Source organism: Chryseobacterium sp. Leaf201 (assembly GCF_001421435.1).
Taxonomy (GTDB): domain Bacteria; phylum Bacteroidota; class Bacteroidia; order Flavobacteriales; family Weeksellaceae; genus Chryseobacterium.
The window spans coordinates 81,581-106,297 of record NZ_LMKA01000068.1 but is presented as its reverse complement, the minus strand read 5'-3'; the positions used below and the strand labels follow the sequence as shown (position 1 = coordinate 106,297).

24 protein-coding genes are annotated in these 24,717 nt (G+C 40.9%); 8 read left to right on the top strand and 16 right to left on the bottom strand.

Translation table 11 applies throughout. The features are described 5' to 3' along the window. Positions 1–17: 17 nt before the first annotated feature. From ASE55_RS09430 to ASE55_RS09400, 7 genes are all read right to left on the bottom strand, one after another. Complete coding sequence (locus ASE55_RS09430) at positions 18–2,096, bottom strand: T9SS type B sorting domain-containing protein (protein ID WP_056218364.1); 2,079 nt, start codon at positions 2,094–2,096, stop codon at positions 18–20. 91 nt (positions 2,097–2,187) lie between these two features. Beyond that, a complete protein-coding gene (locus tag ASE55_RS09425; RefSeq protein WP_056218360.1) occupies positions 2,188–3,423 on the bottom strand; it encodes an MFS transporter in 1,236 nt (411 codons plus the stop codon). 94 nt (positions 3,424–3,517) lie between these two features. After that, on the bottom strand, positions 3,518–3,883 hold the full coding sequence (locus ASE55_RS09420; RefSeq protein WP_056218357.1) for a hypothetical protein: 366 nt from the start codon (positions 3,881–3,883) through the stop codon (positions 3,518–3,520). 69 nt (positions 3,884–3,952) lie between these two features. Then, positions 3,953–5,452 carry a GH3 auxin-responsive promoter family protein gene (locus ASE55_RS09415; protein ID WP_056218354.1) on the bottom strand — a complete coding sequence of 500 codons (1,500 nt, stop codon included), beginning with the start codon at positions 5,450–5,452 and terminating at the stop codon, positions 3,953–3,955. A 124-nt stretch (positions 5,453–5,576) separates the two neighbouring features. Next, a complete protein-coding gene (locus ASE55_RS09410; RefSeq protein ID WP_056218352.1) occupies positions 5,577–5,837 on the bottom strand; it encodes a hypothetical protein in 261 nt (86 codons plus the stop codon). A 239-nt stretch (positions 5,838–6,076) separates the two neighbouring features. Next, positions 6,077–6,469 (bottom strand): hypothetical protein, encoded by a 393-nt coding sequence (locus tag ASE55_RS09405; protein WP_056218349.1) that lies wholly within the window; start codon positions 6,467–6,469, stop codon positions 6,077–6,079. 189 nt (positions 6,470–6,658) lie between these two features. After that, entirely contained in the window at positions 6,659–7,261 is a 603-nt protein-coding gene (locus tag ASE55_RS09400; protein WP_056218346.1) for an NAD(P)H-dependent oxidoreductase, read from the bottom strand. Between the two features lie 167 nt (positions 7,262–7,428). Here ASE55_RS09400 and ASE55_RS09395 point away from each other — a divergent pair, with 167 nt between their 5' ends. From ASE55_RS09395 to pth, 8 genes are all read left to right on the top strand, one after another. After that, complete coding sequence (locus ASE55_RS09395) at positions 7,429–7,806, top strand: winged helix-turn-helix transcriptional regulator (protein WP_056218343.1); 378 nt, start codon at positions 7,429–7,431, stop codon at positions 7,804–7,806. A gap of 193 nt (positions 7,807–7,999) precedes the next feature. Then, entirely contained in the window at positions 8,000–11,374 is a 3,375-nt protein-coding gene (gene mfd / locus ASE55_RS09390) for a transcription-repair coupling factor (RefSeq protein ID WP_056218340.1), read from the top strand. A 141-nt stretch (positions 11,375–11,515) separates the two neighbouring features. Then, positions 11,516–12,328 carry a hypothetical protein gene (locus ASE55_RS09385; protein WP_238585029.1) on the top strand — a complete coding sequence of 271 codons (813 nt, stop codon included), beginning with the start codon at positions 11,516–11,518 and terminating at the stop codon, positions 12,326–12,328. A 19-nt stretch (positions 12,329–12,347) separates the two neighbouring features. Next, a complete protein-coding gene (locus ASE55_RS09380) occupies positions 12,348–13,160 on the top strand; it encodes a hypothetical protein (RefSeq protein WP_056218334.1) in 813 nt (270 codons plus the stop codon). Between the two features lie 2 nt (positions 13,161–13,162). Continuing rightward, positions 13,163–13,906, top strand: a complete 744-nt coding sequence (locus tag ASE55_RS09375; protein ID WP_056218331.1) for a hypothetical protein — start codon at positions 13,163–13,165, stop codon at positions 13,904–13,906. 138 nt (positions 13,907–14,044) lie between these two features. Continuing rightward, a complete protein-coding gene (locus ASE55_RS09370) occupies positions 14,045–14,899 on the top strand; it encodes a hypothetical protein (protein WP_056218329.1) in 855 nt (284 codons plus the stop codon). A gap of 101 nt (positions 14,900–15,000) precedes the next feature. Continuing rightward, complete coding sequence (locus ASE55_RS09365; RefSeq protein WP_056218326.1) at positions 15,001–15,936, top strand: hypothetical protein; 936 nt, start codon at positions 15,001–15,003, stop codon at positions 15,934–15,936. A gap of 89 nt (positions 15,937–16,025) precedes the next feature. Beyond that, positions 16,026–16,589 (top strand): aminoacyl-tRNA hydrolase, encoded by a 564-nt coding sequence (pth, locus tag ASE55_RS09360; protein WP_056218323.1) that lies wholly within the window; start codon positions 16,026–16,028, stop codon positions 16,587–16,589. A 50-nt stretch (positions 16,590–16,639) separates the two neighbouring features. Here the strand turns inward: pth and ASE55_RS09355 are convergent, their stop codons facing one another. The 9 genes from ASE55_RS09355 to ASE55_RS09315 form a co-directional block, all read right to left on the bottom strand. Beyond that, entirely contained in the window at positions 16,640–17,062 is a 423-nt protein-coding gene (locus ASE55_RS09355; protein ID WP_056218321.1) for a hypothetical protein, read from the bottom strand. A 239-nt stretch (positions 17,063–17,301) separates the two neighbouring features. Further along, a complete protein-coding gene (locus ASE55_RS09350; RefSeq protein WP_056218319.1) occupies positions 17,302–18,894 on the bottom strand; it encodes a SulP family inorganic anion transporter in 1,593 nt (530 codons plus the stop codon). A gap of 143 nt (positions 18,895–19,037) precedes the next feature. Further along, on the bottom strand, positions 19,038–19,337 hold the full coding sequence (locus tag ASE55_RS09345) for a hypothetical protein (RefSeq protein ID WP_056218317.1): 300 nt from the start codon (positions 19,335–19,337) through the stop codon (positions 19,038–19,040). 10 nt (positions 19,338–19,347) lie between these two features. Then, entirely contained in the window at positions 19,348–20,025 is a 678-nt protein-coding gene (locus tag ASE55_RS09340) for a carbonic anhydrase (RefSeq protein WP_056218314.1), read from the bottom strand. Positions 20,026–20,326: 301 nt separating this feature from the next. Continuing rightward, positions 20,327–20,884: a serine acetyltransferase gene (locus ASE55_RS09335; RefSeq protein ID WP_056218312.1), complete on the bottom strand. Its 558-nt coding sequence runs from the start codon at positions 20,882–20,884 to the stop codon at positions 20,327–20,329. Between the two features lie 35 nt (positions 20,885–20,919). Continuing rightward, positions 20,920–22,071, bottom strand: coding sequence for a glycosyltransferase (locus ASE55_RS09330; protein WP_056218310.1), 1,152 nt, complete (start codon positions 22,069–22,071; stop codon positions 20,920–20,922). A 3-nt stretch (positions 22,072–22,074) separates the two neighbouring features. After that, complete coding sequence (locus ASE55_RS09325) at positions 22,075–22,638, bottom strand: acyltransferase (RefSeq protein WP_056218308.1); 564 nt, start codon at positions 22,636–22,638, stop codon at positions 22,075–22,077. Positions 22,639–22,640: 2 nt separating this feature from the next. Next, a complete protein-coding gene (locus tag ASE55_RS09320) occupies positions 22,641–23,798 on the bottom strand; it encodes a glycosyltransferase (protein WP_056218305.1) in 1,158 nt (385 codons plus the stop codon). Beyond that, entirely contained in the window at positions 23,798–24,637 is an 840-nt protein-coding gene (locus ASE55_RS09315) for a glycosyltransferase family 2 protein (RefSeq protein ID WP_056218300.1), read from the bottom strand. Before ASE55_RS09315 ends, ASE55_RS09320 begins: the two co-directional genes overlap by 1 nt. Positions 24,638–24,717: the final 80 nt, after the last annotated feature.

Sequence of the window (24,717 nt, the reverse complement as noted above, 5' to 3'; positions counted from 1 at the left end):
TCTTAGTTATTTAAGGGTTAGTCTCTGTTTTTTACCATTACCCATCCTGAGAACTTGAATGGCGTATTCTTCTTGTCATTTTCATTCCAGGTTACAGAATACCAATAGGTTCCGGTAGGTACTTTTTTACCGCCCGTGGTTCCGTCCCATTTGAATCCGGTGGTCTTGTCGGCCTGTCCTACTTTCACTCCGTACCGGTCAAAAATACTTAATACCAGGCTTTGTTTTCCGGACAGGGCTGAATAATCAATTATATCATTCACTCCGTCACCGTTCGGTGTAATTACATTAACCAGGTTCGGTACCACAACCGTCACGGTGATAGGATCACAGTCATAGGCATCCTTCACATAGATCATATGGTCACCTCTCGGTACATTGTTGAAAATGTTTGAATCCTGCCAGTTGATTCCGTCAATTGAGTATTTGTAAGGAGCAGTCCCGCCTGCAATATTTGCAGTAATGGTATTGTCTGTAATATCAATGCTTGAAATAACAGGCTGTTCGGAAGGGTATACTTTAACCTCCTGTCTCGCAACACAGTCTCCGGTTTTAAGTTCTACCCAATAAGTTCCTACAGTAACGTCTGTAATAGACTGGGTGGAGGCTCCCGTACTCCATTTATAGGCTACAAATCCCGGGCCTGCATCTAAAGTGGTCGTATCTTCCATACAGATGATCTTATCTTCCAGAATATTGGAATAAACAGGAGGCAATACAATCAATGTTACTTTAACAACTTTATAACATCCGTTTCCATCCTGTACTCTGACGAAGATCACGCCGTTCGGAGCAATATAGGCAGTCGGGGTTAAAATCTCGTTGGTTCCGTTTACGGCATCTGCCACAGATGGATAATATGTTTTAACAGCTCCTGTAAGGGTAGTTACCGCTGCTGTTGTAAGATTAAATAAAGCTGTAGAAGGATTCGTTTCTATAAAACATGATCTCAGCGTAGCATCTGTTACCGTGAAATCTGCATAGAAAGCCAGCGTGATCTCGGCAACATCAGAACAACCCTGTAATGTCGCCACCTTTACATATACTTTACCTGTAGATGAAGTGAAAGTATAAGGATTGGTAATTTCATTGGTCCCTGCATTGAGGTCAGCCATCGTAGGATAATATTTTTTAATGGCGGTAGGATCTGAAGGCAGCACATCAGCCGTAGTAAGGTTAAATACAGCCGTACCCTGGTTATTGTTGTTACATTCGGTTAAGGTAACATCAAGAGCCGTGATGTTCCCCTGCTTGAATTTAAAGATTCCCGTCTGCTTACATTTGCTGATTGCACTGTTCGGGTTGGCAGGATCAGAATAGCTGATGCTGTAATAATATACCGCAGTTGTGCTTACGGTTTGCGGTGTAGTAATCGGGTTGTTACCGGTAAGCGCATCATTTGAGTTTGTATGATAACTTACGGTGAAATTCGGGTTTCCGTTAACGATACCTGTAGATAAAGTCGAGAAATTGAATACAGCAGGATCGGTACAGATGATTACCTCGTTCGGCTGTGTCGGAACCGGGTTCGGTGTTCCCGGCGGTATGAAAGGGTTCGGCTGAACCGCAGACGTAAACGGGGAAGACAGGGTTGCAGTACCGTCCCAGCTCAACACAAATCCGTTGGTATTGGCTGAAAAGTTATCTATAATTAAATAATAGGTTTCACCGGCAATTACATCCAGGTATTTTACAAAACCATCGCCACCCGCACCTTCTGTGGTATCGGTTGCAGTCATGTTAAGACCTGTTAATCCGGTTCCTGAAGGAGCAGCATAAGAACATCTTATAGGTGTACCAAGGCTTCCACAGGGCTTATTCGGTCCGAAAACAGCCCAGTCATAATCAGCCTGTGCATTCGGGGTAATCAGGAACGTAAGGGTTCCGCTGGTAGAGGCGGTGAATGTATACCATACGGAAAAGTGTTCAGTAGAAAGGCATCCGCTGCCCAGAGGGCTTTCCTGGACACTCCCGAATCCGCTCGGTGTATAGGAAATACTGGAATTTCCACAGACGGCAAGGGCTGAGGTACAGTCCGACTGCGCGTAAAACATCTGGGACAGGATGCCCAGAAAAATTAGTAGAATTTTTTTCATGAAGGGGGAAATTTTATATTACAAATATAAAAAATTATTAATTTTAAATTAAAGTTTTTAAGATTAATTTAATAAATTGCTATTTATGCCTTTAATATTGCATTTTTCTCAATTTAGTGTTGGTGGTTCCTACAATCAGTGCTATCAGTACCGTCATTGTTCCGCCGAAAACAACTGAGCGCACCACGCCAAGCATCTTCGCCATCAATCCGCTTTCAAACTGGCCCATTTCATTGCTCGACATAATAAATATTGAATTGACACTCAACACCCGGCCTCTGATATGATCCGGCGTTTTCAGCTGAACAATTGTTCCCCTGATGACTACGGAAATCCCGTCCAACATCCCGCTCAGCATCAGGAACATGAAAGACAGCCAGTACAGATGGGACAACCCGAACCCGATGATACAAAGCCCGAATCCTGTAACGGCAGCCAGTAAAATCTTACCCTGGTTCTTCCGTAAAGGAATTATCGATAACATAATGATAATGCACATGGATCCGATATCTGATGCGGCATTCAGTAACCCGAAACCTTCCGCACCTACTTTCAGGATGTCTGAAGCATATACGGGAATCATGGCTACGGCACCTCCGAAAAGAACCGCAAACATATCTAAGCACAGCGCACCCAAAATCTCTTTTGTCCTGAAAATATAAGAAATTCCTTCGCGCATACTCTCTATAACGTCAACATTCTCTTTTTTGTATTCGGAATACTGTTTATTTAACTGAAAAAAGAACAATGAGGCGAAAAATATTAATAATATAACGGCAATTAATGTCCATTTTACTCCAAAAAATCCAATCAGAAAACCTCCGGCTGCATGTCCGCATACTGAAGATACCAGAAAAGTGGCCTGGTTTAAAGTAACGGCATTCGGGAGGTTTTCTTTTTTTACAATTTTAGGAATCATGGAAGGGACAATCGGCCCGATGAAAGCCCTGGCAATCCCGGTAAAGAAAATAACCCCGTAAATAAAATAGGTAATCTGATGCCCCGAAAAATGAAGTTCAACATTAAAAAATGCCGGAATCAGCAAGAGCCCGATCAGGAAAATATAGGCGTAATTACAGATCAGGAGCAGCTTTTTCTTTTCATTCATGTCAATAACATGCCCTGCATACAAAGCACAGCTTACAGCCGGAATTACCTCTGAAAGTCCTATCAATCCGATGGAAAAAGGATCTTTGGTCAGCTGGTATACCCACCATCCCAATAATGTGGCAAGCATTCTGAAGGCTAATACAATAAAAAATCTTCCGGTAAGAAGATTCCTGAATTCCACATTCTTTAAGGTCTGGAGCGGGGTGAATGATATCATCCGACAAAAATACCCTCAAATATTGATTTGAGGGCAGGCTTATCTTATTTTTTTAAATGATAAAGTAAATAGGACCTAAAAGATAAAATCTATTTTAGTTATCCGCTCTTGTTGAGCTCAATACCAAAGCTGCAACACCGGCAGCCCCGATTACAACGGCTCCTGCAGTAATTCTCGCTTTACGGCTGTCTCTTACTGCGGCCACACTGGCTTTAGGAATGGTTACCACTGTACTGTCTTTTTTTCCGGCAGTCCCGATCAGGTTATCACCGTCTACGTTACGGAATAACATTTTTTGATTTTTTGAACCGTCTTTCATCATTACCGTATACATTTTCCCTGCTTCAAGATTAGAGTAATCATTTTTTGCGGTGTCTTCTGTATATTTTGTAGTGGCACAAGACGAAATCACAAATAACGATGTTAATAAAGATGATTTTAAAAGTACAGATGCTCTCATTATTATTTTTTAGTTTTCCAAATTTATAATTTTTTTCGAATATACGTTTCCGGAATTGAAAAAATCTGTTTAAAGTTTATATATTTCCAATAAACCGGCAATTTTTCTGTCATTTGCCAGTCTCGGGGTTTTGTTCTGGCCTCCCAGTTTGCCCTGAGATTTTGCATATTCATGAAAAGCATTCTTTTTCAGCAATGTAAGATGGAGAGGTTGCAGGATATTCCCGGAAATCAGGTCATCATAATATGTATTGCGTTTTCTCAGCTGGCTGTCAAGTTCAGTTTTAAAGGTTTCCGGATTTTCAGGTTCTTTTTCAAATTCAATGAACCATTCATGATAAGGCAGTCCTTCCGCCGGGTTCACCTGCGGGGCAAGATGGAACTCTGTAATCTGTGCCGGAAATTTTTCCACGGTTGCTTTCATGGCCTCTTCCACTTCAAAGGCAATCACGTGTTCCCCGAATGCTGACGTGAAGTGCTTCGTCCTTCCGCTCACTAAGATTCTGTACGGATTTTTATCGATAAACCTCACTACATCACCGATGGAATAGGCCCAAAGCCCGGAGTTTGTGGTTAAAATTAAAGCATAGTCTTTATTCAGCTCAACTTCTTTTAACGTTAATCTGGCGGCATCCGGTTTTCCGTATTCTTCCAGCGGAATAAATTCATAGAAAATTCCGTGATCGGTCAGAAGCAGTAATCCTTCCCTTGTATAATCATCCTGAAATGCAAAAAAACCTTCAGAAGCCGGAAAGGTCTGTACAATATCTACTGGTCCTCCCAGCAGTTCCTCCATTTTGTCACGGTAAGGCTCGTAATTAACGCCTCCCGTTACGATCAGCTGGAGATTCGGGAAAATCTGTTTGATTTTTTTACCGTGTTTTTCATTAAGCTTTTCAAAATACATGATCAGCCAAGGCGGAATCCCTGAAATCAGGGTCATGTTTTCTTTTTCCGTTTCCTCAACGATCTTATCTACTTTGGCTTCCCAGTCTTCCATCATATTGGTTTCCCAGCTCGGAAGCCTGTTCTTCTGTAAATATTTTGGGATATGGTGGGCTACGATTCCTGAAAGACGGCCTGTTTTTATTCCGAAAACTTCTTCCAATTCGGGGCTTCCCTGCAGAAAGATCATTTTTCCGTTGACGAAATCTGCATTGTTCTTTTTGGCAATATAATGGAAAAGGGCACTCTGGGCTCCTTTCACCTGAAAAGGCATGCCCTCCCGGGAAATCGGGATGTATTTTGATCCGGAAGTGGTACCGGAAGTTTTCGCGAAATATTCGGGAACATCTGTCCACAGGATATTTGCCTGTCCTCTTTTTACCCTTTCGATATACGGTTTCAGATCCTCATAGTCTGAAACTTTTACTTTTTCCTGGAAATCTGAAACGGATCTGATATCTTCAAAAGTATGCTCTCTCCCGAACAGTGTTTTCTTTGCTGTATCCACGAGGGAGAGCAACAGTTTCTCCTGACTCTGTTCCGCATTTTTTTTAAATTTTTCAGCGTTCCGGACGTGGCTTTTTGCCCAGGCCAGTGCCGCTGCTTTCTTTAGGAAGTTTACCATGTTCCAAATTTATAAATAACTGAAGAATCTTTCACCACTTTTTACAGCTTACAATAAAAAAACCGATGACTGAATGGTCACCGGTTCTTCGAAATTTGATTATGAAAATAACTATAAGTTGAGTTTATTTATTTGCTTTGTATCTTTTGTCCGGCGTACCGTCTTTCTTCAGGTTTTTGTTCGTGTTATACCTTTTATCCGGGGTTCCGTCTTTTTTCATTTTTGCTGCCTGGGGAGCAGCCGCCGGCTTTACTGTCGCCGGAGTTGCAGATTTCACTGTTTTTACCGTCTGATGGGTTGATGCTTTTACCACCGGAGCTGTCTGCTGGGCAGTGGCCAGGCCAAGGCCTAATACGATGGACAGGGCAGATAATAATTTTTTCATATGAATTGTTTTGTTTGATTCTGTTCATCAAAGGTATACAAAATCCGGACTTGAAATCTATATTTCAGAAACTTAACTAAAGTTTATCAGAGCTTAAAAAAAGATTAAACGGCTTATACAATATCATCTTTATTATAAATTAGAAACAGGAATATCAATTAAGCATTATTTGAAACAGAACAAAATAAAACCTGCTTCTCTGTAAGAAAAGCAGGCTGTAATTTTTTATCAGATTCGGTTTATCTTGTACAGTTGGCTGTCCAGGTTTTACCGTCTTTAATGTAAAGAATTTTCAGGTCATTGTTATCGATCCTGATGTAAGAAGTGGCTGTAGAACCTACCATTACCAGTGTGTTGTCACCCTGTTGGTTAAATTCCACTCCATTCAGGTCAGGAATTCCGTTGGAGAACGAAAAGTTGTACTTTGTTCCGCTGGCAATTTTGGTTACAAAAACACTTCCGTCATTGGTAGAGTTATTGGTCTGCCCGTCGTTGTAAGATACGCTTCCTCTGTAAGTCCCTGCGAAGAAGTCATTGTTCGCCGGATCGTCATCGTCGCTGCATGATGCAATGGTCGTGACTACAAAAAATGTTAGTAGGAATAATCCTAAAATTCTGATTGCTTTTTTCATAATATTATTTCTTTAGGTTTGTTAAATGGTTTTTTTCAAACGGTGTGCCATCCTTGGTTTTAAGGCGGATTTTAACTTTTAAAAGAAAAATTTAGTATTTATTAAGAGTAAGCCTGAATTCACGAGATTATTTTTAACTGAATCTGATTAAGTATAGAATAATACTTTCGAAGAATTTAAAGAAATAAATTAAACAGACTTTACGACTTCTTCTAAATCAAAACGGGATTTTGGTGAAACACTCGGGTGCGTCAGATCGCTTACATCAGCATATCCAACGGTAACGGCAAACAATGGGGCATAGCCGTCCTGCTGCAATATCTCTTTGTAGGCTGTACGGTTGATGCCTTCCATGGGTGTGGAATCAAGTCCCATACTGGCACAGGCACTTAAAAAATAACCCAGCGAAAGGTAAACCTGATGCTCCATCCATGATTGTGTTGCTGCATCTCCGTTGGCTTTTATCATAGGTTCATAAAAACCGGTTATCCATCCTTCCGGCAGAATGGCAATATTCCGCTTTTCAAAATGCTCGATATTATCCATAACACTGAACACCACCAACAGACCTGCATCATTAATCGCCTGTTCGTTCATATAAGACTGGGAAGCCAGCTCTTTTTTCACGGTTTCGTTGGTGACAAAAGTAAACCTCCACGGCTGGCTGTTGATCGAAGACGGGCTTAACCGTATGATCTGTTTCAGTTCCTCAATCTGTTCTGCTGAAATTTTTTTAGCAGCGTTGTACTTTTTGGTTGCGTATCTTCTTTTTGCAATCTCTAAAAAATCCATATTTACAAGTATTTGTTGTTAAATTATTTCCTTCTTTTTTAATTGGAGTAAGCAATGTCCGACATTCTCAATCTTATCATTGTTCTATCGGTACTATACTTTTTTCAGTTGCAAACATAGGTATAGTGTATTACCTTTGCAATAACGGTCAATAATGATAGTAACAGATGTACAGTATAGACGATAAACATTATCCATGTGCCACAAGCCTCACTATGAAGTATATAGGAGGAAAATGGAAAGCGGTGATCCTGATTAATCTCATCGAAAAAAAGCGCTACAGTGAACTGAGGAAGTCCATCCCAATGGTTACGGAGCGGACGCTGAGCCTGCAGCTCAAAGAACTGGAGGAAGACGGTTTGATAAAAAGGACCGTACACACAAGCAAGCCACCTCTGAAAGTAGAGTATGAAATGACCTCATTCGGCGAAACGCTTATTCCGTTGCTCACCGCTGTTGCCCAATGGGGGTATGATACAGGCAAAAAGAACGGGAAGATACACTATACCCCCAATGCAGATATGGATTGTTTGATCTTGGAGTAAATTATCAACGCAAATTGTTACGGAAAGTACTGATATTTAGGATCTGTAGAAAATAGAATATTCATAAAGTTTGTGCCCGGGCCTCAGATTTTAACTGAAACCACAGTAAAGAAAAAAATAGCATTATCTTTGTTATAGTCAAAACGATTCCGGGAGCTCCGGAATCGATTTTCCCGTTTATATCCTACAATTTATGCAGTTAAAAACCATCTCTGAAAAGTTCCTTCCGCATCTCCTCCAGAAAGAATTCGGAAAAGAAATTTTTACCCAACTGGAAAGCCATCAACATATTTATGTAAAAGGAAGTGCCGGTTCTTCGGTTTCCATTTTTGTAGCAGAGCTGTTTCTCACCCGGAAGAAGCACATGATCTATCTTTTGGATGATAAGGAAGATGCGCTGTACGCAAGCACGGAAATGGAGAATCTTTTAGGAAAAGAAAAGGTACTGTACTTTCCGGCTACCCATCTTGAACCTTATCAGGTGGAGAGGACGCAGAATGCCAATCTGGTGTTAAGGACGGAAGTGATCAATAAAATCACCTCAAGCAAATCTCCGAAAGTAATTGTTGCCTATGCAGGTGCCTTATCCGAAAAAGTTCTGAAGAAAGAAGATTTTAAAGCCATTTCCCATCATATTAAAGTCGGCGACCAGCTGGATTTTGATTTTGTTGATGAACTGCTGAACCACTATAATTTCCAGCAGGCGGATTTTGTTTCTGAACCGGGTGAATTCTCCGTACGGGGCGGGATTGTGGATGTTTTCTCTTTCTCCAATGAAAAGCCTTACCGGATTACATTCTTCGGCAATGAAGTGGAAAGCATTAAAACATTTGATATAGAAACCCAGCTGTCTATAAGCAAGGTGGAAGAGCTTCAGCTGGTATCCAATATGAATTTTACGGTGACGGGAAGCCGTGTTTCCCTGCTGCAGTTGCTGCCGGAAAAAAGCTTTGTCGTTTCCAGAAACGGGATCATCGGCATGCAGAAGCTGAAATCATTTTATGAGAAGTCACTGGAAAAATATGATACGTTAAGCAAAGATATAGCACACAGGTCTCCGCAGGAACTCTTTATTTCGGACCAGGAATTTTTATTCGATTATAAAAAGTTTAAGACGGTTGATTTTGGAGGTGTCCCTATTGAAGGCCTGATAGAATGGAAAGAGATAAAAACAGATCAGATCCCGCAGCCTTCTTTCCATAAGAATTTTGAAATGCTGGCCGAAGACCTGGAGGCCCGGCAGAGCGAAGGCTATGATACCTGGATTTCCTTTTCATCCGAAAAGCAGAAAGAAAGACTGGAGATGATTTTTGAAGAACTGGAACGCGAACTCCCGTTTAAAAGTTTTACTTCCGAACTTCATGAAGGATTTGTAGATCATGAGAATAAATTTTTAGTCTACACAGATCACCAGATTTTCGACCGATATCAGCGGTACAAGGCCAAAAATGCATTTGCCAAATCTGAGCAGCTTACCCTGAAAGACTTGATGTCTCTGAAAATAGGCGACTACATTGCCCACATCGACCACGGGATCGGGAAATTTATGGGACTGGTAAAAGTGAACAATGACGGTAAGATCCAGGAATGTTTCAAACTGACCTATAAAAACGGCGATTTATTATATGTAAGCATTCACTCGCTTCATAAGATTTCAAAATACAACGGACCCGAAGGAAGGGAAGTGGTGCTGAGCAAATTGGGATCTCCTACCTGGAAATCTTTAAAACAGAAAACAAAAGCAAAGGTAAAGCAGATTGCTTTCGACCTGATCAAATTATACGCGCAGCGGAAAACAGCCAAAGGTTTTGCCTATACCCAGGATTCTTATCTTCAGAACGAACTGGAGGCAAGCTTCCTGTATGAAGACACACCGGATCAGGAAAAAGCAACCATCGACGTGAAAAAAGACATGGAAGCAGATACGGTAATGGACCGCCTGGTCTGCGGAGATGTAGGTTTCGGGAAAACAGAAGTAGCGGTGCGTGCGGCTTTCAAAGCGGCAACAGACGGAAAACAGGTAGCCGTGCTGGTGCCTACAACCATTCTTGCTTTCCAGCATTACAGAAGCTTTAAGGAAAGATTAAAGGACTTCCCGGTAACCGTGGCTTATGTCAACCGCTTCAGGACAGCCAAGCAAAAATCTGAAACGCTTGCAGATTTAAAAAACGGGAAAGTTGATATTATTATAGGAACCCATCAGCTGGCAGGCAGTTCGGTTAAATTCAAAGACCTCGGTCTTCTGATCATTGATGAAGAACATAAATTCGGGGTATCGGTAAAAGATAAATTAAAAACCCTGAAAAGCAATGTGGATACGCTTACTTTAACGGCCACGCCGATCCCGAGGACCCTCCAGTTCTCTTTGATGGCAGCCAGGGATTTATCGGTAATTAAAACACCACCGCCCAACAGGCAGCCTGTTGACACCCATATTATCGGGTTTAATGAAGAAACGCTGCGGGATGCTATTTCATACGAAATCCAGCGGGACGGTCAGGTGTATTTTGTCAATAACCGGATTGAAAACTTAAAAGATATTGCCGGGCTGATCCAGAGGCTGGTTCCCGATGCAAGGGTAATTATAGGGCATGGCCAGATGGAAGGCAAACAGTTGGAGAAAAATGTCCTCGATTTCATGGAAGGTAAATATGATGTCCTGGTTTCCACCACCATTATCGAAAGTGGTGTGGATGTCCCGAATGCCAATACTATTTTTATCAATGATGCCCAACGGTTCGGGATGGCAGACCTTCACCAGATGAGGGGAAGGGTAGGACGGAGCAACAGGAAGGCCTTCTGTTACCTGATTACGCCGCCGTATGACATGATGACTTCCGATGCCAGGAAGCGGCTGGAAGCAATAGAACAGTTTTCAGATCTCGGAAGCGGTTTCCAGATTGCTATGAAAGACCTTGAAATAAGGGGCGCCGGAGATTTGCTGGGCGCTGAACAGAGTGGTTTTATTAACGAAATGGGCTTTGAAACCTATCAGAAGCTGATGCAGGAAGCTTTGGAGGAACTAAAGGATGACCAGGAATTTGAAAACTTATTTGAAAATGAAGAGGAAAGGAACAAGCTGTTCAAAACCACCAAAGATGTGAATATTGATACGGACCTTGAGCTGATGCTGCCGGATGAGTATATTTCAAATACCGAAGAAAGGCTGCTGCTGTATCAGAAACTGGCGGAAATCGATAACGAGAAAAATCTGGAGAAATTTGAAGCTGAACTTATTGACCGTTTCGGGGCATTGCCTGAAGAGGCAAAAAATTTACTGAAAAGTGTCAGTTTAAAATGGCTCGCGGCAGAAATCGGATTCGAAAAAATTGTCATGAAGAACGGGGTGTTTTTAGGGTACTTTCCGGGCAATCCTCAGGATAAATTTTATCAGACCAACAAATTCAGGCACATCATCAGTTACCTTACCCAAAATCCCCGGGAAGCCCAGCTGAAGGAGAAATCCGGTAAGGAAGGAAATCACCTGATGATGAGAAAAGACAATGTGATTAATGTAAAAGAAGTGAATTATCTTCTTAAATCGATCCTTGAAAATGAAAAAAACTAACAGCTGTCAGTCGTAATAATTCTACTTTTAATAAAATTTAATTATCGCCTAATTAGTTAATTTCTATAGTTTTATAGGGGTGCACTCTACTTTTTTAAAATTTTTATTTTATTTTTGCAGTCCCTTATTATGAATAAAACTATGTATCACTGCGTAGCCGGATTTCTTATTTCGATTCCGGCTTACGCGCAGGTGGGAATTGGCACGACTGCACCCAATTCTGTTCTCGATGTAAACGGGAAAACCACCTTAAGAAAAGAACTAAAAGTAGGCGGCACTTCCGCCCAGACAGGTAATCCCGGACTCAACGGGCAGGTATTGGTATCCCAGGGCGAAGGTTTGCCCCCGGTGTGGAAATCTTTAAATGTGTCCTTTATGGAAGAAGGGCAGTACAAACTCATCAACTCCTATTTATCATCAGACCAGGCAGGTATCTCCACGCTTTCCGCAGGTGTGGCAGCGGACGGTATTTATAAAAATATGGTCGGCGATAATATTACGGACACTTCCAAAGGAACGTGGGTAAAGATTGCAGGGCTGGAAAATAACTTTGTGATCAGGAACGGGAAAAACAGGCTTACCTACCAGTTTCAGACCGGAGTTGAGATGAAAGCACCTGTGGCAACAGCTTCCCAGAGCGTTACCTTTACCTGTGGCGTTTTCAGGAACGGTAAGCTGGTGGCTATACGTCCGGACAAGATTACTTCAAACAACAACACGGAAAAAGAAGGCATCCAGGACTATATTTTTACGCTGAGCTATACGGAACAGAACGTTCCTGCAGGCAATCAGAAGGTTGAGGTGGCATGCCGTAAAATTGAATCATCCAACCTCAACTCCCAGTTTACCATCGGCCGGAATATATCCAATACCAATACGGTTTCCAATGCATTTACTTTAGAATCTGATTTTAAAATAGATGTTATTGAATACGTGATTTATCAGGTCAATTAATCTCCCGTTATTTACTTACATGAAGAAAATATTATCACCGTTGTTTCTTGCTGCGTGCCTATCTCTTAACGCGCAGATAGGTATACAGACAACATCTCCGAAATCAACCTTAGACGTTAATGGAGATACCAATCTCAGAGGAAAATTATCTGTGCTGAATGTTACGGATAACAAATTATACGAAGGTACCCATGATCAGGTGCTGGTTTCACAGGGCGCAGGATTTCCGCCGATCTGGAAAACGCTCCGCATCCCGGAATATGAAGCCAATAAATTCTATCTGATCTTCAACAACTCCTTTTCAGACCGTACCGGCGTTAAGTTTACCAGCTCGGAAGAGTCGGCCACCGGATCTACAAGGTCTACCTCATTTGTAAAGAATGCTAATTTCAGTACGCTCAGCGGTTTTAAAAAAATAGCATCTTTGTCCCAACCGATTCTGGTACACAGCGGACAGAGCAAAACCTATTTCCAGTTTGAAACGGTAGTTCAGGCAGATTTCCCGGCCAATGGAGCTCCGGATATTTCCATAGACTATGCGTGCGGGATCTTTGTGGATGATAAGCTGGTTAATTTAAGACAGCGGAATCTCAGGGCGAGCAGCTCCAGCAATACATTTATCACACACAACCAGATCGGGATGGCCGAAAATCTTTCTGCCGGAACCCATACGGTGAGTGTCGCATGCTCAAGACTGAAATCTTATAACTCGACGGCTACGCTGGGAATAGGCATTAATGTTTCTAACAATATAGATAGCTTTATTACCCAGTCTTCACTTAAAGTAGATGTCTACGAAGTGCCGCAGGTATTTAATTCCATTTTAAATTAATCATGAGAAAAATATATTTTATCATAGGTTCCGTACTTTCCATCTGTTCCTATGCGCAGGTGGGTATAAATACAGCCAACCCGGTGGGAACCCTGGACATCAAAGGAGATTTTAATTCAAGAAAAGAAATAAGGACAGGAGGGACAAATACGGTAAAAGGGTCTGCCGGAACTGCGGGGACGATCTTTCACAACAATGCCGACCTTCCGGTGAACGACTGGAAAAGCATCAGGATTGCAGACGGCCAGGGAAGCATGTCTTTATTTTTTATGAATACCGTGTCTGATCAGACGGGAGCCGTGTTCAATGGGATCAACGGATCAACGGCGCCCTATATGGAAAATTCTGTTATTAACAGCACCTGGACGGTACTTCCCGGGACACAGGATACTTTTTCGGTAACCAAGACCACCAATAAAGTGGTTTTTTCTTTTCAGACCACGGCACAGAAAACGGCGAATACAAATTCTTCTACCGGTTTTGCCTGCGGGATTTTTGTAGATGACCAACTGAAAGCCGTAAGGACGGATGTTTTAATCGGAACGGACGGAGCTTATAAAATCTTTAACCTTAATGCCACGCTTACCGATTTAACCCCTAAAAATAATTACACGGTGAAGGTTGCCTGTACAAAGAGAAATCTGAATTCAGGGACTCTGGGTGTGGGAATACCTGTGAATACGGTTTTTCTTGATGCAGACATGTCTCAGTCGGTACTTACTACTTCGGTTTTACAGCCCTACTGATTTTTAAACCATTTTATAGAAATTACAAATCTGAAAGCGAAAGTTTTTGGGTTTTTTTTATTCTTTCTGCCATTTAATTGAAAATTCAAAGGAAGATTAATCAAAATAATTTATATTTGACGGCATTAAATTGATACTATGATAAAAAAGTACTTTCTTTCATCATTAACAGCACTGGCACTTGCTTTTGTGGTTTCATGTGACAATACAACGGAGGATCCGCCGAACCAGGATAAAAACAACTCAACAAATACGCCTGTTATTACAGGCCCGAGAATCTTAAGCAAACTGAACAGCGGAAATAAAGATCTGGAAGAGTATATTACCAATGCGGGAATCCTCTCCCAGGCTTTTATCCGGGACGCAGGTTCTGATAATACCATTACGGCAACGGTAACCTATACGGGGAATAAAATTTCAAAAATTAAGTATCTTGATAATGCAAATCCGCATATCTATGATAATTTATATACCCTTTCTTACACCAGCGGGAAGCTGTCTTCTTTCACCATGGACCAATCTGTACTCGGGATAACCAACCACGGCGATTTTACGGTTTTCTATGATGCCAACGGACAACTGTACAGAATTGTTGAAAAGAGAAAAATGGGCGGAAGCACATCCTACACCCATTATATGGAAACCAAATTTACATTCTCCGCAAATAATGTTGCCAAGGTAGACTATACTGCTATGCTGATGGACGGGGCCAACCCTGATCCTTCTACAGCTTCCACCATGTCCTACGCTTACGGAGATTATGATGCTAAAATAAATCCTTACACTACTTTACCGAAAGAGTACTGTATTGTAACCGGTATGATATTACAGACCAATTACAGTATGATCTCTTCAAACAACTACGGGAAAATAACCATACAGAATCCTGTGGGGCCTCCGATCTCAGTTCCGAAAGGATATTTGTATGATTCTCAGAATTATCCAACTTCTGACCAGAGCCAGACAATTAAATACATATATAAAGCGTTATAATAATTACCATCCTTTAATGGTTTTGTCTGAAAACGAATAAATACATGGTTTTTATTCAAAAAAAAATTATATTTGTGGAAAAATAAATAATCCCTATCGGAATGAAACGACTTTTTTATTTTATTTTACTGTTTGTAGGTGTTGCTACGGTCCATTCTTGTAAAGACCTGATGGATGAAGACGGGAACCCGCTGCTTGACATCAATACGAACACAGGGCTTAACGGTCCGAGAGCTTTATACAGAGAAATCACAGATTCAGATACCCTGGCCACTTATTATTATAACGGATTGCAATTGTCCAGAGTAGTGATGGACAGTGCTGATTCTGCGGCCAACATCGCATGGAGCGGTGATAAAATCAGCAGAGTTGATTTCAGAGGCTTTCTTGATCTGGATGGTAATGGAGAAATTGATAAAGACAGTATATCATATACCCAGCAGTTTACGTATGGAAGTACGGGAAGACTGGAAATTATTTCAGAAAACCGCTCATTTTACAAGAGGACAATAACCCCTCCTGCTACTACACCCGGTCCTCAGATACTTTACAAAAAATCCAAAGCGCTTTATAATTTAAAATATTCTGCGGCTACAGGAAAATTGGATTCTATTATCATGAAAAACGGTCCGGATGCACCCGGAACTTCGTTTACGGATTATTCAAAAACGAAATATGAATATTCCGGAGATAATGTTTCTAAAGTAACAAAATTATTCGGTACCATGAGCGGAAGCGTATTCGGTACAGTAACCGAAAGGTGGAGTTATGATTACGGGAATTATGATGCACAGATCAGTCCGTTTACATTATTGCCGAACGCTTATAAAATCTCCAGGCTTTTATCTGTAGAAAACAAGTTCCATGATATGAATAACTTCTGGATTATGTCACCTAACAGCCCGAAAAGAGTCTCTGCAACAGATCTTACGACTCCTATTCCAAATCCGCTGATAAGGTCAACAGATTATGCTTATGATCCCCAGACATATATGATCCGCGGATACAGCATCAACTACATCTACAAACCGTTATAAAAGAAATCTTTTTATATACTGAAGGCTCAATCTTTCCAAAGATTGAGCTTTTTTATTTTTAATGCTTTAATTTTGCAAAAAATTTCTTCATGAAATATTTGATTGTTGGCCTCGGGAACAAAGGGGCTGAATATGAAAACACACGCCACAATGTAGGTTTTAAAGTAGCGGATAAAATAGCGGAAACCCTGGAAGTATCTTTTAATACCACTAATTTCGGCTGGATGGCCGACGGGAAATACAAAGGAAGAAGGGTATTTGTTTTAAAGCCCGATACCTATATGAATCTTTCCGGAAATGCCGTAAAATACTGGATGCAGAAAGAAAACATACCGTTGGAAAATGTACTGATCATCACCGATGATTTAGCGCTGCCGTTCGGGACCTTAAGATTGAAGGGAAAAGGATCGGATGCCGGCCATAACGGACTGAAAAACATCAATGAGGTTCTTCATACCCAGAATTATGCGCGACTCCGTTTCGGGATTTCTGCAGAATTTTCTGAAGGGAGACAGGTAGATTATGTATTGGGAACCTGGAATGCAGAGGAAACGGAAAAGCTTGCGGAAAGAATTGAAAAGTTTTCTAAAGCATGCCTGTCTTTTGTGTTTGCAGGCATCAGCAATACCATGTCTGCCTTTAATGGCAAATAACAGACAGGAATTTAATAATAGAGAGAAACCTTCCGGCCCGGGAGGTTTTGCTATTTGGAGACCACCATATTCCTTATGATCTTTTTCTCAAAATAATTTTTTTCGCTTACCGTAAAACGGTAGTTATGCTCTTCCTGAAAAAACTCAAGAGGTGTTGTGGGGCGGTCATCGGGTTTCCACGTGATCACCATCGAAGGCTGGTTTCCGGAATTAATATCTCTCCCGGAAAAGGTGAATACAGTGCTTGGCAGCGGATTATCCCTGTCTTCTTTGATGTCAGATCTGGCTTTTGCCGGCTGCAGTTGGGCCATGTCTTTCAACAGCAAAGAAAAGGGCTTCCCGATGTATTTTTCTTTATTGGTTTCAAATTTTTTAAGGTACGCCAAAGTATCTTTTACCGGCTTCTGGGCATTTAGAAAACTGCTTAAAAAAAGGAGCATGCCGATCAGAAATGTATTCGTCTTTATAGTCATGAGCTGTCTGTCACATTATTTGAAAATCAAAGGTAAGTAATTAAGATTGAAATGCCTTATCCTGATTATGGTGTAAAATCAATTGTATTTAATCCGCTGTTCTTTATTATCAACGAAAAGAGCTGAATAGTTTAACGGTCTTAATTAAAAAAGGCCGCCAAGTCGGCAGCCTTCTGATGTACTTTATTTGATAATTTCCATCAACTTATCTAACTAAAATATGCTTCTTATAATATTATCTACATTGCTTTCGTATGGGTAACGATGATGTGTGAATCTTCATCGGTTTCATAGTCCCTGTACGATGTCTTAAAACCTAAAAGCTCTACATTGATATCTTCCTCTTTAGCCCTGATGTTCGCGAAATCCTGGATCATTTCCAAAACGTCTGTTGCGATATAGGACGTACCCCGGGCATCAATTGTTACCGTAGAGTTGGGCTTGATGTTTTTCAGGGTTTTTTTAATGGCTGCTTTGTTGAGGAAAGATACTTCCTCTGCAAGTTTGATGACGATCCCGCCTGCGGTACTCAGCTTTTCACGGCTTAAATAATACGCTCTTTTCATATTTCCCTGAAGGATATAGAAAACGGAAATTGCCAGACCGATACCGACTCCTTTCAACAAATCGGTTGCCACCACGGCTGCTACGGTTGCTACAAACGGAATAAACTGGAATTTACCCAAATGCCAGAAGTGCCTGAATGTTGCCGGTTTCGCCAGCTTGTACCCTACTAAAATCAACACCGCTGCCAGTGTTGCCAAAGGGATTAAATTCAGGATTACAGGAATGGAAAGTACGCAGATCAGTAATAAAACCCCGTGGATGATTGCGGACATCTTGGAAGTTGCTCCTGCGTTGGCATTGGCAGAACTTCTTACCACCACCGATGTCATCGGAAGCCCGCCGATGAAAGAACTGATCAGGTTCCCGATTCCCTGTGCTTTCAGCTCAAGGTTGGTATCCGTTATTCTCCTCTGCTGATCCAGCCTGTCGGAAGCTTCAATACAGAGCAGGGTTTCAATAGACGCTACAATGGCAATGGTTGCTCCTGCGATCCATACTTTAGGATTGGTAAACCCATTGATGTTGGGCAGCGTTATTAAATTTTTAAAATCGTCCAGAGACTTCGGTACCGGCAAAGAGACAAGGTGTTGCGGCTGTATGGCCAGCGAACTTCCTGTCATTCTGAAAATCTGGTTCAGGGCAATTCCGGCTGCTACCGCAACTAAGGCTCCCGGAAGCATTTTCATCCTTCTCAAGACATAAATTCGGTCCCACGCGATAAGGATAGCTACGGAAACCAGGGTTACAACCACGGCACCCGGATGAATAGCCCCGGATAATTCCGTAAAATACCCGAAGTTCAGCCCATTGTCAAAAATAGATTCGTGACCTTCATAATCTTTATCAAACCCCAGTGCATGAGGGATCTGTTTTAAGATAATAATAATCCCGATTGCGGCAAGCATGCCTTCAATAACATTGTTGGGAAAATAATTGGATATACTTCCGGCTTTTATAAAACCTAAGATCAGCTGCAGGGCTCCCGCTATAATTCCTGCGCAGAGAAAGATGTCAAATGCACCCAGATCTGTAATGGCTGTCAATACAATCGCCGTTAAGCCCGCTGCAGGCCCTGAAACCGATATGTTGGAGTTGCTGAGTGACCCAACAACGATACCTCCTATAACGCCTGCAATAATTCCGGATAAAGGCGGCGCCCCTGATGCCAGAGCAATCCCAAGGCAAAGTGGGAGTGCTACCAGAAATACAACGAGTCCTGAAGGGAAATTCTCCTTAATTCCTCCGATTAATGATGTTTTTTTCATGATGTGAAAACTGCTGTGAATAAACTGACCTATTGAAATTCAATACATCAGTAAAAAATGAAATTTAATTTTTAAAATACGGATGTTTCCGCTGCCGAAAAGTTCAGGCAGGGATCAATAATCATTAAAAGTGTAAATAAAAATTAAGCTTCCGGAGGCGGAGAAAATATGGATAAAAAGGGCGAAAGATGAAAGGAATCATCGATCAGTACAAAAGAACTGCCTTCCAGGGAAGGTTCAAAAAACTTCAGATAGTCATAGACATTCAGTGTTTTTGGAAGTGTCTTTTCATAAACAGAAAATAATGAATAGTGAGCGTGAGTTTCTTCTTCATTGACAATTACATTGGTCCTGGGGATTTCCCAGCCGGCCATTACAGCAATGCTCGGCAAGGCTGTAAAGTTCAGGATAATCAGTAATGTAATTATACTCCAGAATTTCATGTACTCAGATTTAAAGAGGTTGGTTTCTCTTTCTGCTCATTACCCATTGGTCTTCGCTAAGATTATAGATCTTCTGGATGTCTTTCAAAACTTTTTCGAAATCAATCTCAAGATCAATAATTTTACCGGTTCTAAGGTCGAAAACCCAGCCATGAACAATAGGGTATTCCTCAAGGATGTACCTTTCCTGCACACAGGCCATTTTAATCACGTTGATGCACTGCTCAAGAACATTAAGCTCTACAAGCCTGTCATAACGTTTACCTTCATCTTCGATAGCGTCCAGTTCAGTCTGGTGAATCCTGTAAACGTCGCGGATGTTTCTCAGCCATGGATTTAAAATACCAAGATCCTGAGGTGTCATCGCTGCTTTTACACCCCCGCAGTTGTAATGTCCGCACACCACAATGTGTTTAACCTTCAGATGCTGTACAGCGTATTCTATTACTGCTGTTGCGCTCATATCCAAAGCATTTACCACATTGGCAATGTTCCTGTGAACAAAAACTTCTCCGGGTTTCGCTCCCATCAGTTCTTCTGCCGTAGCCCTGCTGTCTGAACATCCGATGTAAAGATACTCAGGGGTCTGGGTTTTGGCAAGTTCTTCAAAGAAGCTTGGGTTATCACCGATTTTAGACTCTACCCATTTTCTGTTGTTTTCGAAAATAACTTCGTACGATTGTGACATAAATTAAAATTTAAAGTTTATAATTATTTATTTCGTGTAAATTATTTCTAAATTCAATAGACTAAATCAATAACAGTACAAAAATATAATTTTTAAGGAAAAAGCAATTATTTTTAACAAAGTTTAATATTAAAAATTTTTGAAAAATAAGCTGTGGTTATCTATGATAAGCAGGTAAGATTATCGTTTCCTCATTTTATGAGTAAGCCTGATGCCATAAATAAAGTAGAAAAAGTATCTGAATTTTAACAGTTACCCTTTATTTTAGAAAGGCTAAGGTCGAATGAGAATAATAAATTTATCAGATTTTATTATTAATATAACCCTCTGTCGCGTTCTCGTTAGGATAAATTTTTGCAGGATTGCCTACAACTACGGAATTATCCGGCACATCAAAATTGACATAGGAATTCGGGGCCACCAGTACATTATTCCCAACGGTAATACTTCCGACGATAACAGCATTTGTCCCGATCCATACTTCATTGCCGATGACAGGGAAGCCTGCATTTTTTCCTCGGTTCTGCTGCCCGATGGTAACGCCCTGGGCGATGTTGCAGTTCATGCCGATCTTTGCTTTCGGATTGATAACCAGGCTGCCCCAATGCCCTAAATAGAACCCTTCCCCGATTTCAGTTTCAGGATAGATCTGGAAACCGTACTTAATCTGGTAATGCCTCAGAATAAGTTTCCAGAAAAAATTTAATACAGGTGTTTTAAGATGCTTCCTGCTTTTTCTCAGAATGTAAATGAAATGGAGATTGGGATTGATGCATTTTGCCCACATGTTAAAGGTGGAAAGCCATTTTCCGCTTTCCCGGTAAAAATCTTTCTGAAGGATAGAATGTTGATCTGGCATACAGTAATATAAAATAGATGAGTTTAAGCTGATCGTTATAAGTTATCTAGAATTGAAGCAATCTTACGGACTGAATTTTCGAGCTTGAAAGGCATTTCATAATTTTTCAGTTTAGAGATATACTTTTCAAATGATTCAGGGTGCGATAATGCTTCCTTCATGCCCTGATAAATACCGTCTTCAGAGTTATCCACCAGTAAGCCGAGTTCACCGTTATTCAGCATTTCTGCAGCGCCGGAAACTTCGGTAGAAATAATCCTTTTCTTCAGGGTAAGGGCTTCAAATAAAACGGTTGGGAAACCTTCATACCTTGAGCTTAAAATATAGAAATCCGCATTCTTGAAATAAGGATAGGGATTATCGGTAAACCCTAACATGACGGCCGTTTCATCAACATCAAGCTCTGATTTCAGTTTCTTAATATTTTCAAAGTCATAACCGTCCCCTATGATTAATACTTTATGTTGAAAACCTTCATCCAAAAGCCTTTTATGGACTTTCAGCAAACGGTCAAAACCCTTCTGCGGAAATACGGTCCCGACGGATATGAAGGTAGGAACTGAAGTTTCAAAAGTATAATTAAGCACCGGCTGATCTGCTTTTGAAATAAATTCTCCGGTATCTAAAGGATTATAAATTTTTACAATTTTCTGTTTTTCTTTTTCATTTCTGGCCAGGCTGTGAAAAAGCTGCTCAATTTTCTCAGAGATCACCATAATCTTGTCAAAACCAAAAAACTTCCTGATTTCCTGCTCCGTATAGCCTTTTACCTGCGAAAGATCATTGTGGATCCAGACTATTTTTTTAGAATTTTTTAAAGGAGATCCCAAAATTTCATCGCGCATTCCGTGGATGGCTGCAAATTCCAGATCATATTTTTTATTCTTCAGTTTTCCTTTGTACAGAATATTAGGGAACTTTTTCAGCATTCCCTGGTACAGGACCCTTGCTGCCTTTTTCGGGATTTCATGAGGGCGGTTTGTAGTAATCATCTCGCCTTTATGCAGATACAGGATATTAATCCATTTCGGGACTTCAGGTAAATATTTTCCGGAATACAGGTTAAGCAGCAGGTCAATCTCATACTGCTCTTCGGGAAGGTTTTTTAAAAACGTGACCAGAACTTTCTCTGCGCCTCCATGGCGGAGAGAACCGATGCGGATAAGGATTTTCTTTTTCTCAGCCATTCATTATTTCTTTACCGGTTTATACGTATGCGGAAGATGTTCTTTGATGTACGCTTCAAGTTTAGGCCTGTCCTGCTCCAGTTCCCGGGGATACATTACGTTATTCGCCAGTAGTTTATCTCCGTATTCTTTAACCGTACAGATGTATTTTGCCGGAACTCCGGCGTATACCGTTCCGCTCGGCATCGAAGTTGTCAGGATGGAGCCTGCTCCCAGTACACAGTTGTCACCCATTTCCACGCCCAGCATAATGATGGTGTCAGCCCCGATCAGGCATTGCTTACCGATCTTTATTCTTCCGAAAGTCCGGACATCTTTATATTCATCAAAAAAGTGAAGTGCGTTCTGCCCGCCGTCATGATTGACAAATCTTACATTGTTTGAAAATGTAGATTCATCACCGATTTCAATCAGGAAACATTCCGTTCCGAACTGCGGGACTTCTACAAAGCGGACATTTCTGCCTACTTTCAGGCCTTTGGAAAGACAGATTTTAAGGTAAATCTGCTGTATCATAAAATGATACATAGTATGGATCTTAAGGATTGCCCGGTATAGTAGAATCATGTTTATTTTTTTGATAGTTTAATAATAATTTCTTCAACAGCATCAAAAATCTTCTGATTGTCGAACTGCCTGTCAATATCTTTCAGGTTTTCTTCTATGTTTGAAACCAGCGGACGGTCGGTAAGAAACAGCTTCATCGCTTCATACATTTCATTGGTTTCATAGTTGATCAGATATCCGTTTTCTTTATGGATAATCATTTCAGGAACGCCTCCCACATTGGTGGCAATAATAGGCTTCTGAAGGATAAGCGTATCGGCGATAATCAGCGGCCAGCCTTCTGATTCCGAAGGAAGGATATAGAAATCGGCATTTTTTACGTAGGGATAAGGGTTGATAAGAGAGCCTAAAAACTCAAAACTTCCGGTAACACCCAGCTTTTCAGCCTGCTTTTTAAGATTTTCCCTTTCTTCCCCGTCCCCGATAATCACAATGTGGTGGTCAAAGCCATCCTTTATAAGCCTCGCATGTGCATCCATTAATTTATGGAATCCTTTCCGGGTGTGTAACCTGGCAACGGAAGCAAAAACCGGTTTATCCGGGAAATTGGGTTTAAAAGCCTGTGCTTTCTGCCTTATTTCATCAATCGGGATCGCATTAAGAATCACTTGGTTTTCCGGTAATTTCAGGTCGGGATACGTTTCTACCAGGATGTCTTTGGTCTGCTGGGAACCGAAAATAAAGTAATCGAACTGAGGGATCTGCTTTAAAACTGCAGGGATAAGGGGCTTGAATTTCGGAACTGTAATGTCAGAGTGGAACCATCCTATTTTTTTTGAGTTCCTGTTGCCGGAGTTTAAAACCGGTGCAAAAACAGAGTAGGTAGGGGCAATTTCCACATCATAAGTTTCCTGAAGAACTTTATCCGAAATTTTCGGATTTGTTTCAGACCGCTTAAGCTTCAGCCTTCTTTTAGCCAGCTGGAGTTTTTTAATGAGGGCATTTTTGGATAAATCTTCTTTTCCTTCCGTAAGATACACCTTTCGGACATGGGAAGGGATTTCATTCCGGAGTTCCCCCTGATTCATATTAAGGCAGACCGTAAGATCAAACTTTTGGCGGTCCAGATGGTTAAGCATGCTTAAAACTACTTTTTCAACACCTCCCATTTCCATGGAACGGTGCCTGAAGAGAACTTTTATTTTTTTGTTGTCTGGCATTAACTGAAAAGATTTTGTAAAATAACGGTGATTTTCTTTTTGATGCGGAAAGGGATCCGGTTCTGGTATTCTAAAAGATCAAAAATTTCTCTGGGATCCGTATAGCTTTCCGGGACTGTCTTTCCATTGATTTTTTTAATATTTCTTCTTTGCATGGCTTCCCAGATCGAACGTGCATAATAGCTGTTTGATTTGGGCTTGTTTTCGTTCTGGGAAATTCCTCCGGCGTGCGCCCGGTATAAATAATCGGTCTGATTGATGAAGTGCACTTTTCCCACCTCGTACATTTTAAAATAAAGATCCTGGTCTTCGGCAATCTTCAGTTCAGGATTTATTTTTTTTCCCTGCAGGTAAATATCCCTCCGGAATGCGACAAAAGGCGCAATCTGGATCGGGAAATTAAAAAAAGTTTTCTGTCCGTTGGGAACCTGCATTGCGGCTTTGAATTCTTTTAAGATATTCAGGTTTTCATCACATTTTGCCAAGCGGGAATAGGTGAGGACAACCTCTTTTTTCTTTTCCATGATTTCTACTGCACTTTTAAGAGCGTTGGGCTTTATGATGTCATCAGGATCAAGATATCCGCAGATATTTCCGGATGCTTTTTCAATCAGTTCAGCTTTGGTTACGCCAACGCCGTAATTGGAACTGTTTATATACAGTTTAAACCTTTCATCATCAAGAATGATGCTTTTTATTATTTCAATAGAATTATCTGTTGAACAGTCATCAATAATGACAACCTCCCAGTTTTTATATTCCTGTGCGAGAATGGACTCATAGCAGTCTTTAAAAAACTTTCCATTATTATAATTGGCAATTAAAACAGAAAATTTCATCTTATTTGTGTTAATAAATTTTCACAAAGATAATTATATCCTGAAAATAATTGAAAAATCTTTATTTTTGTGCACTAAAT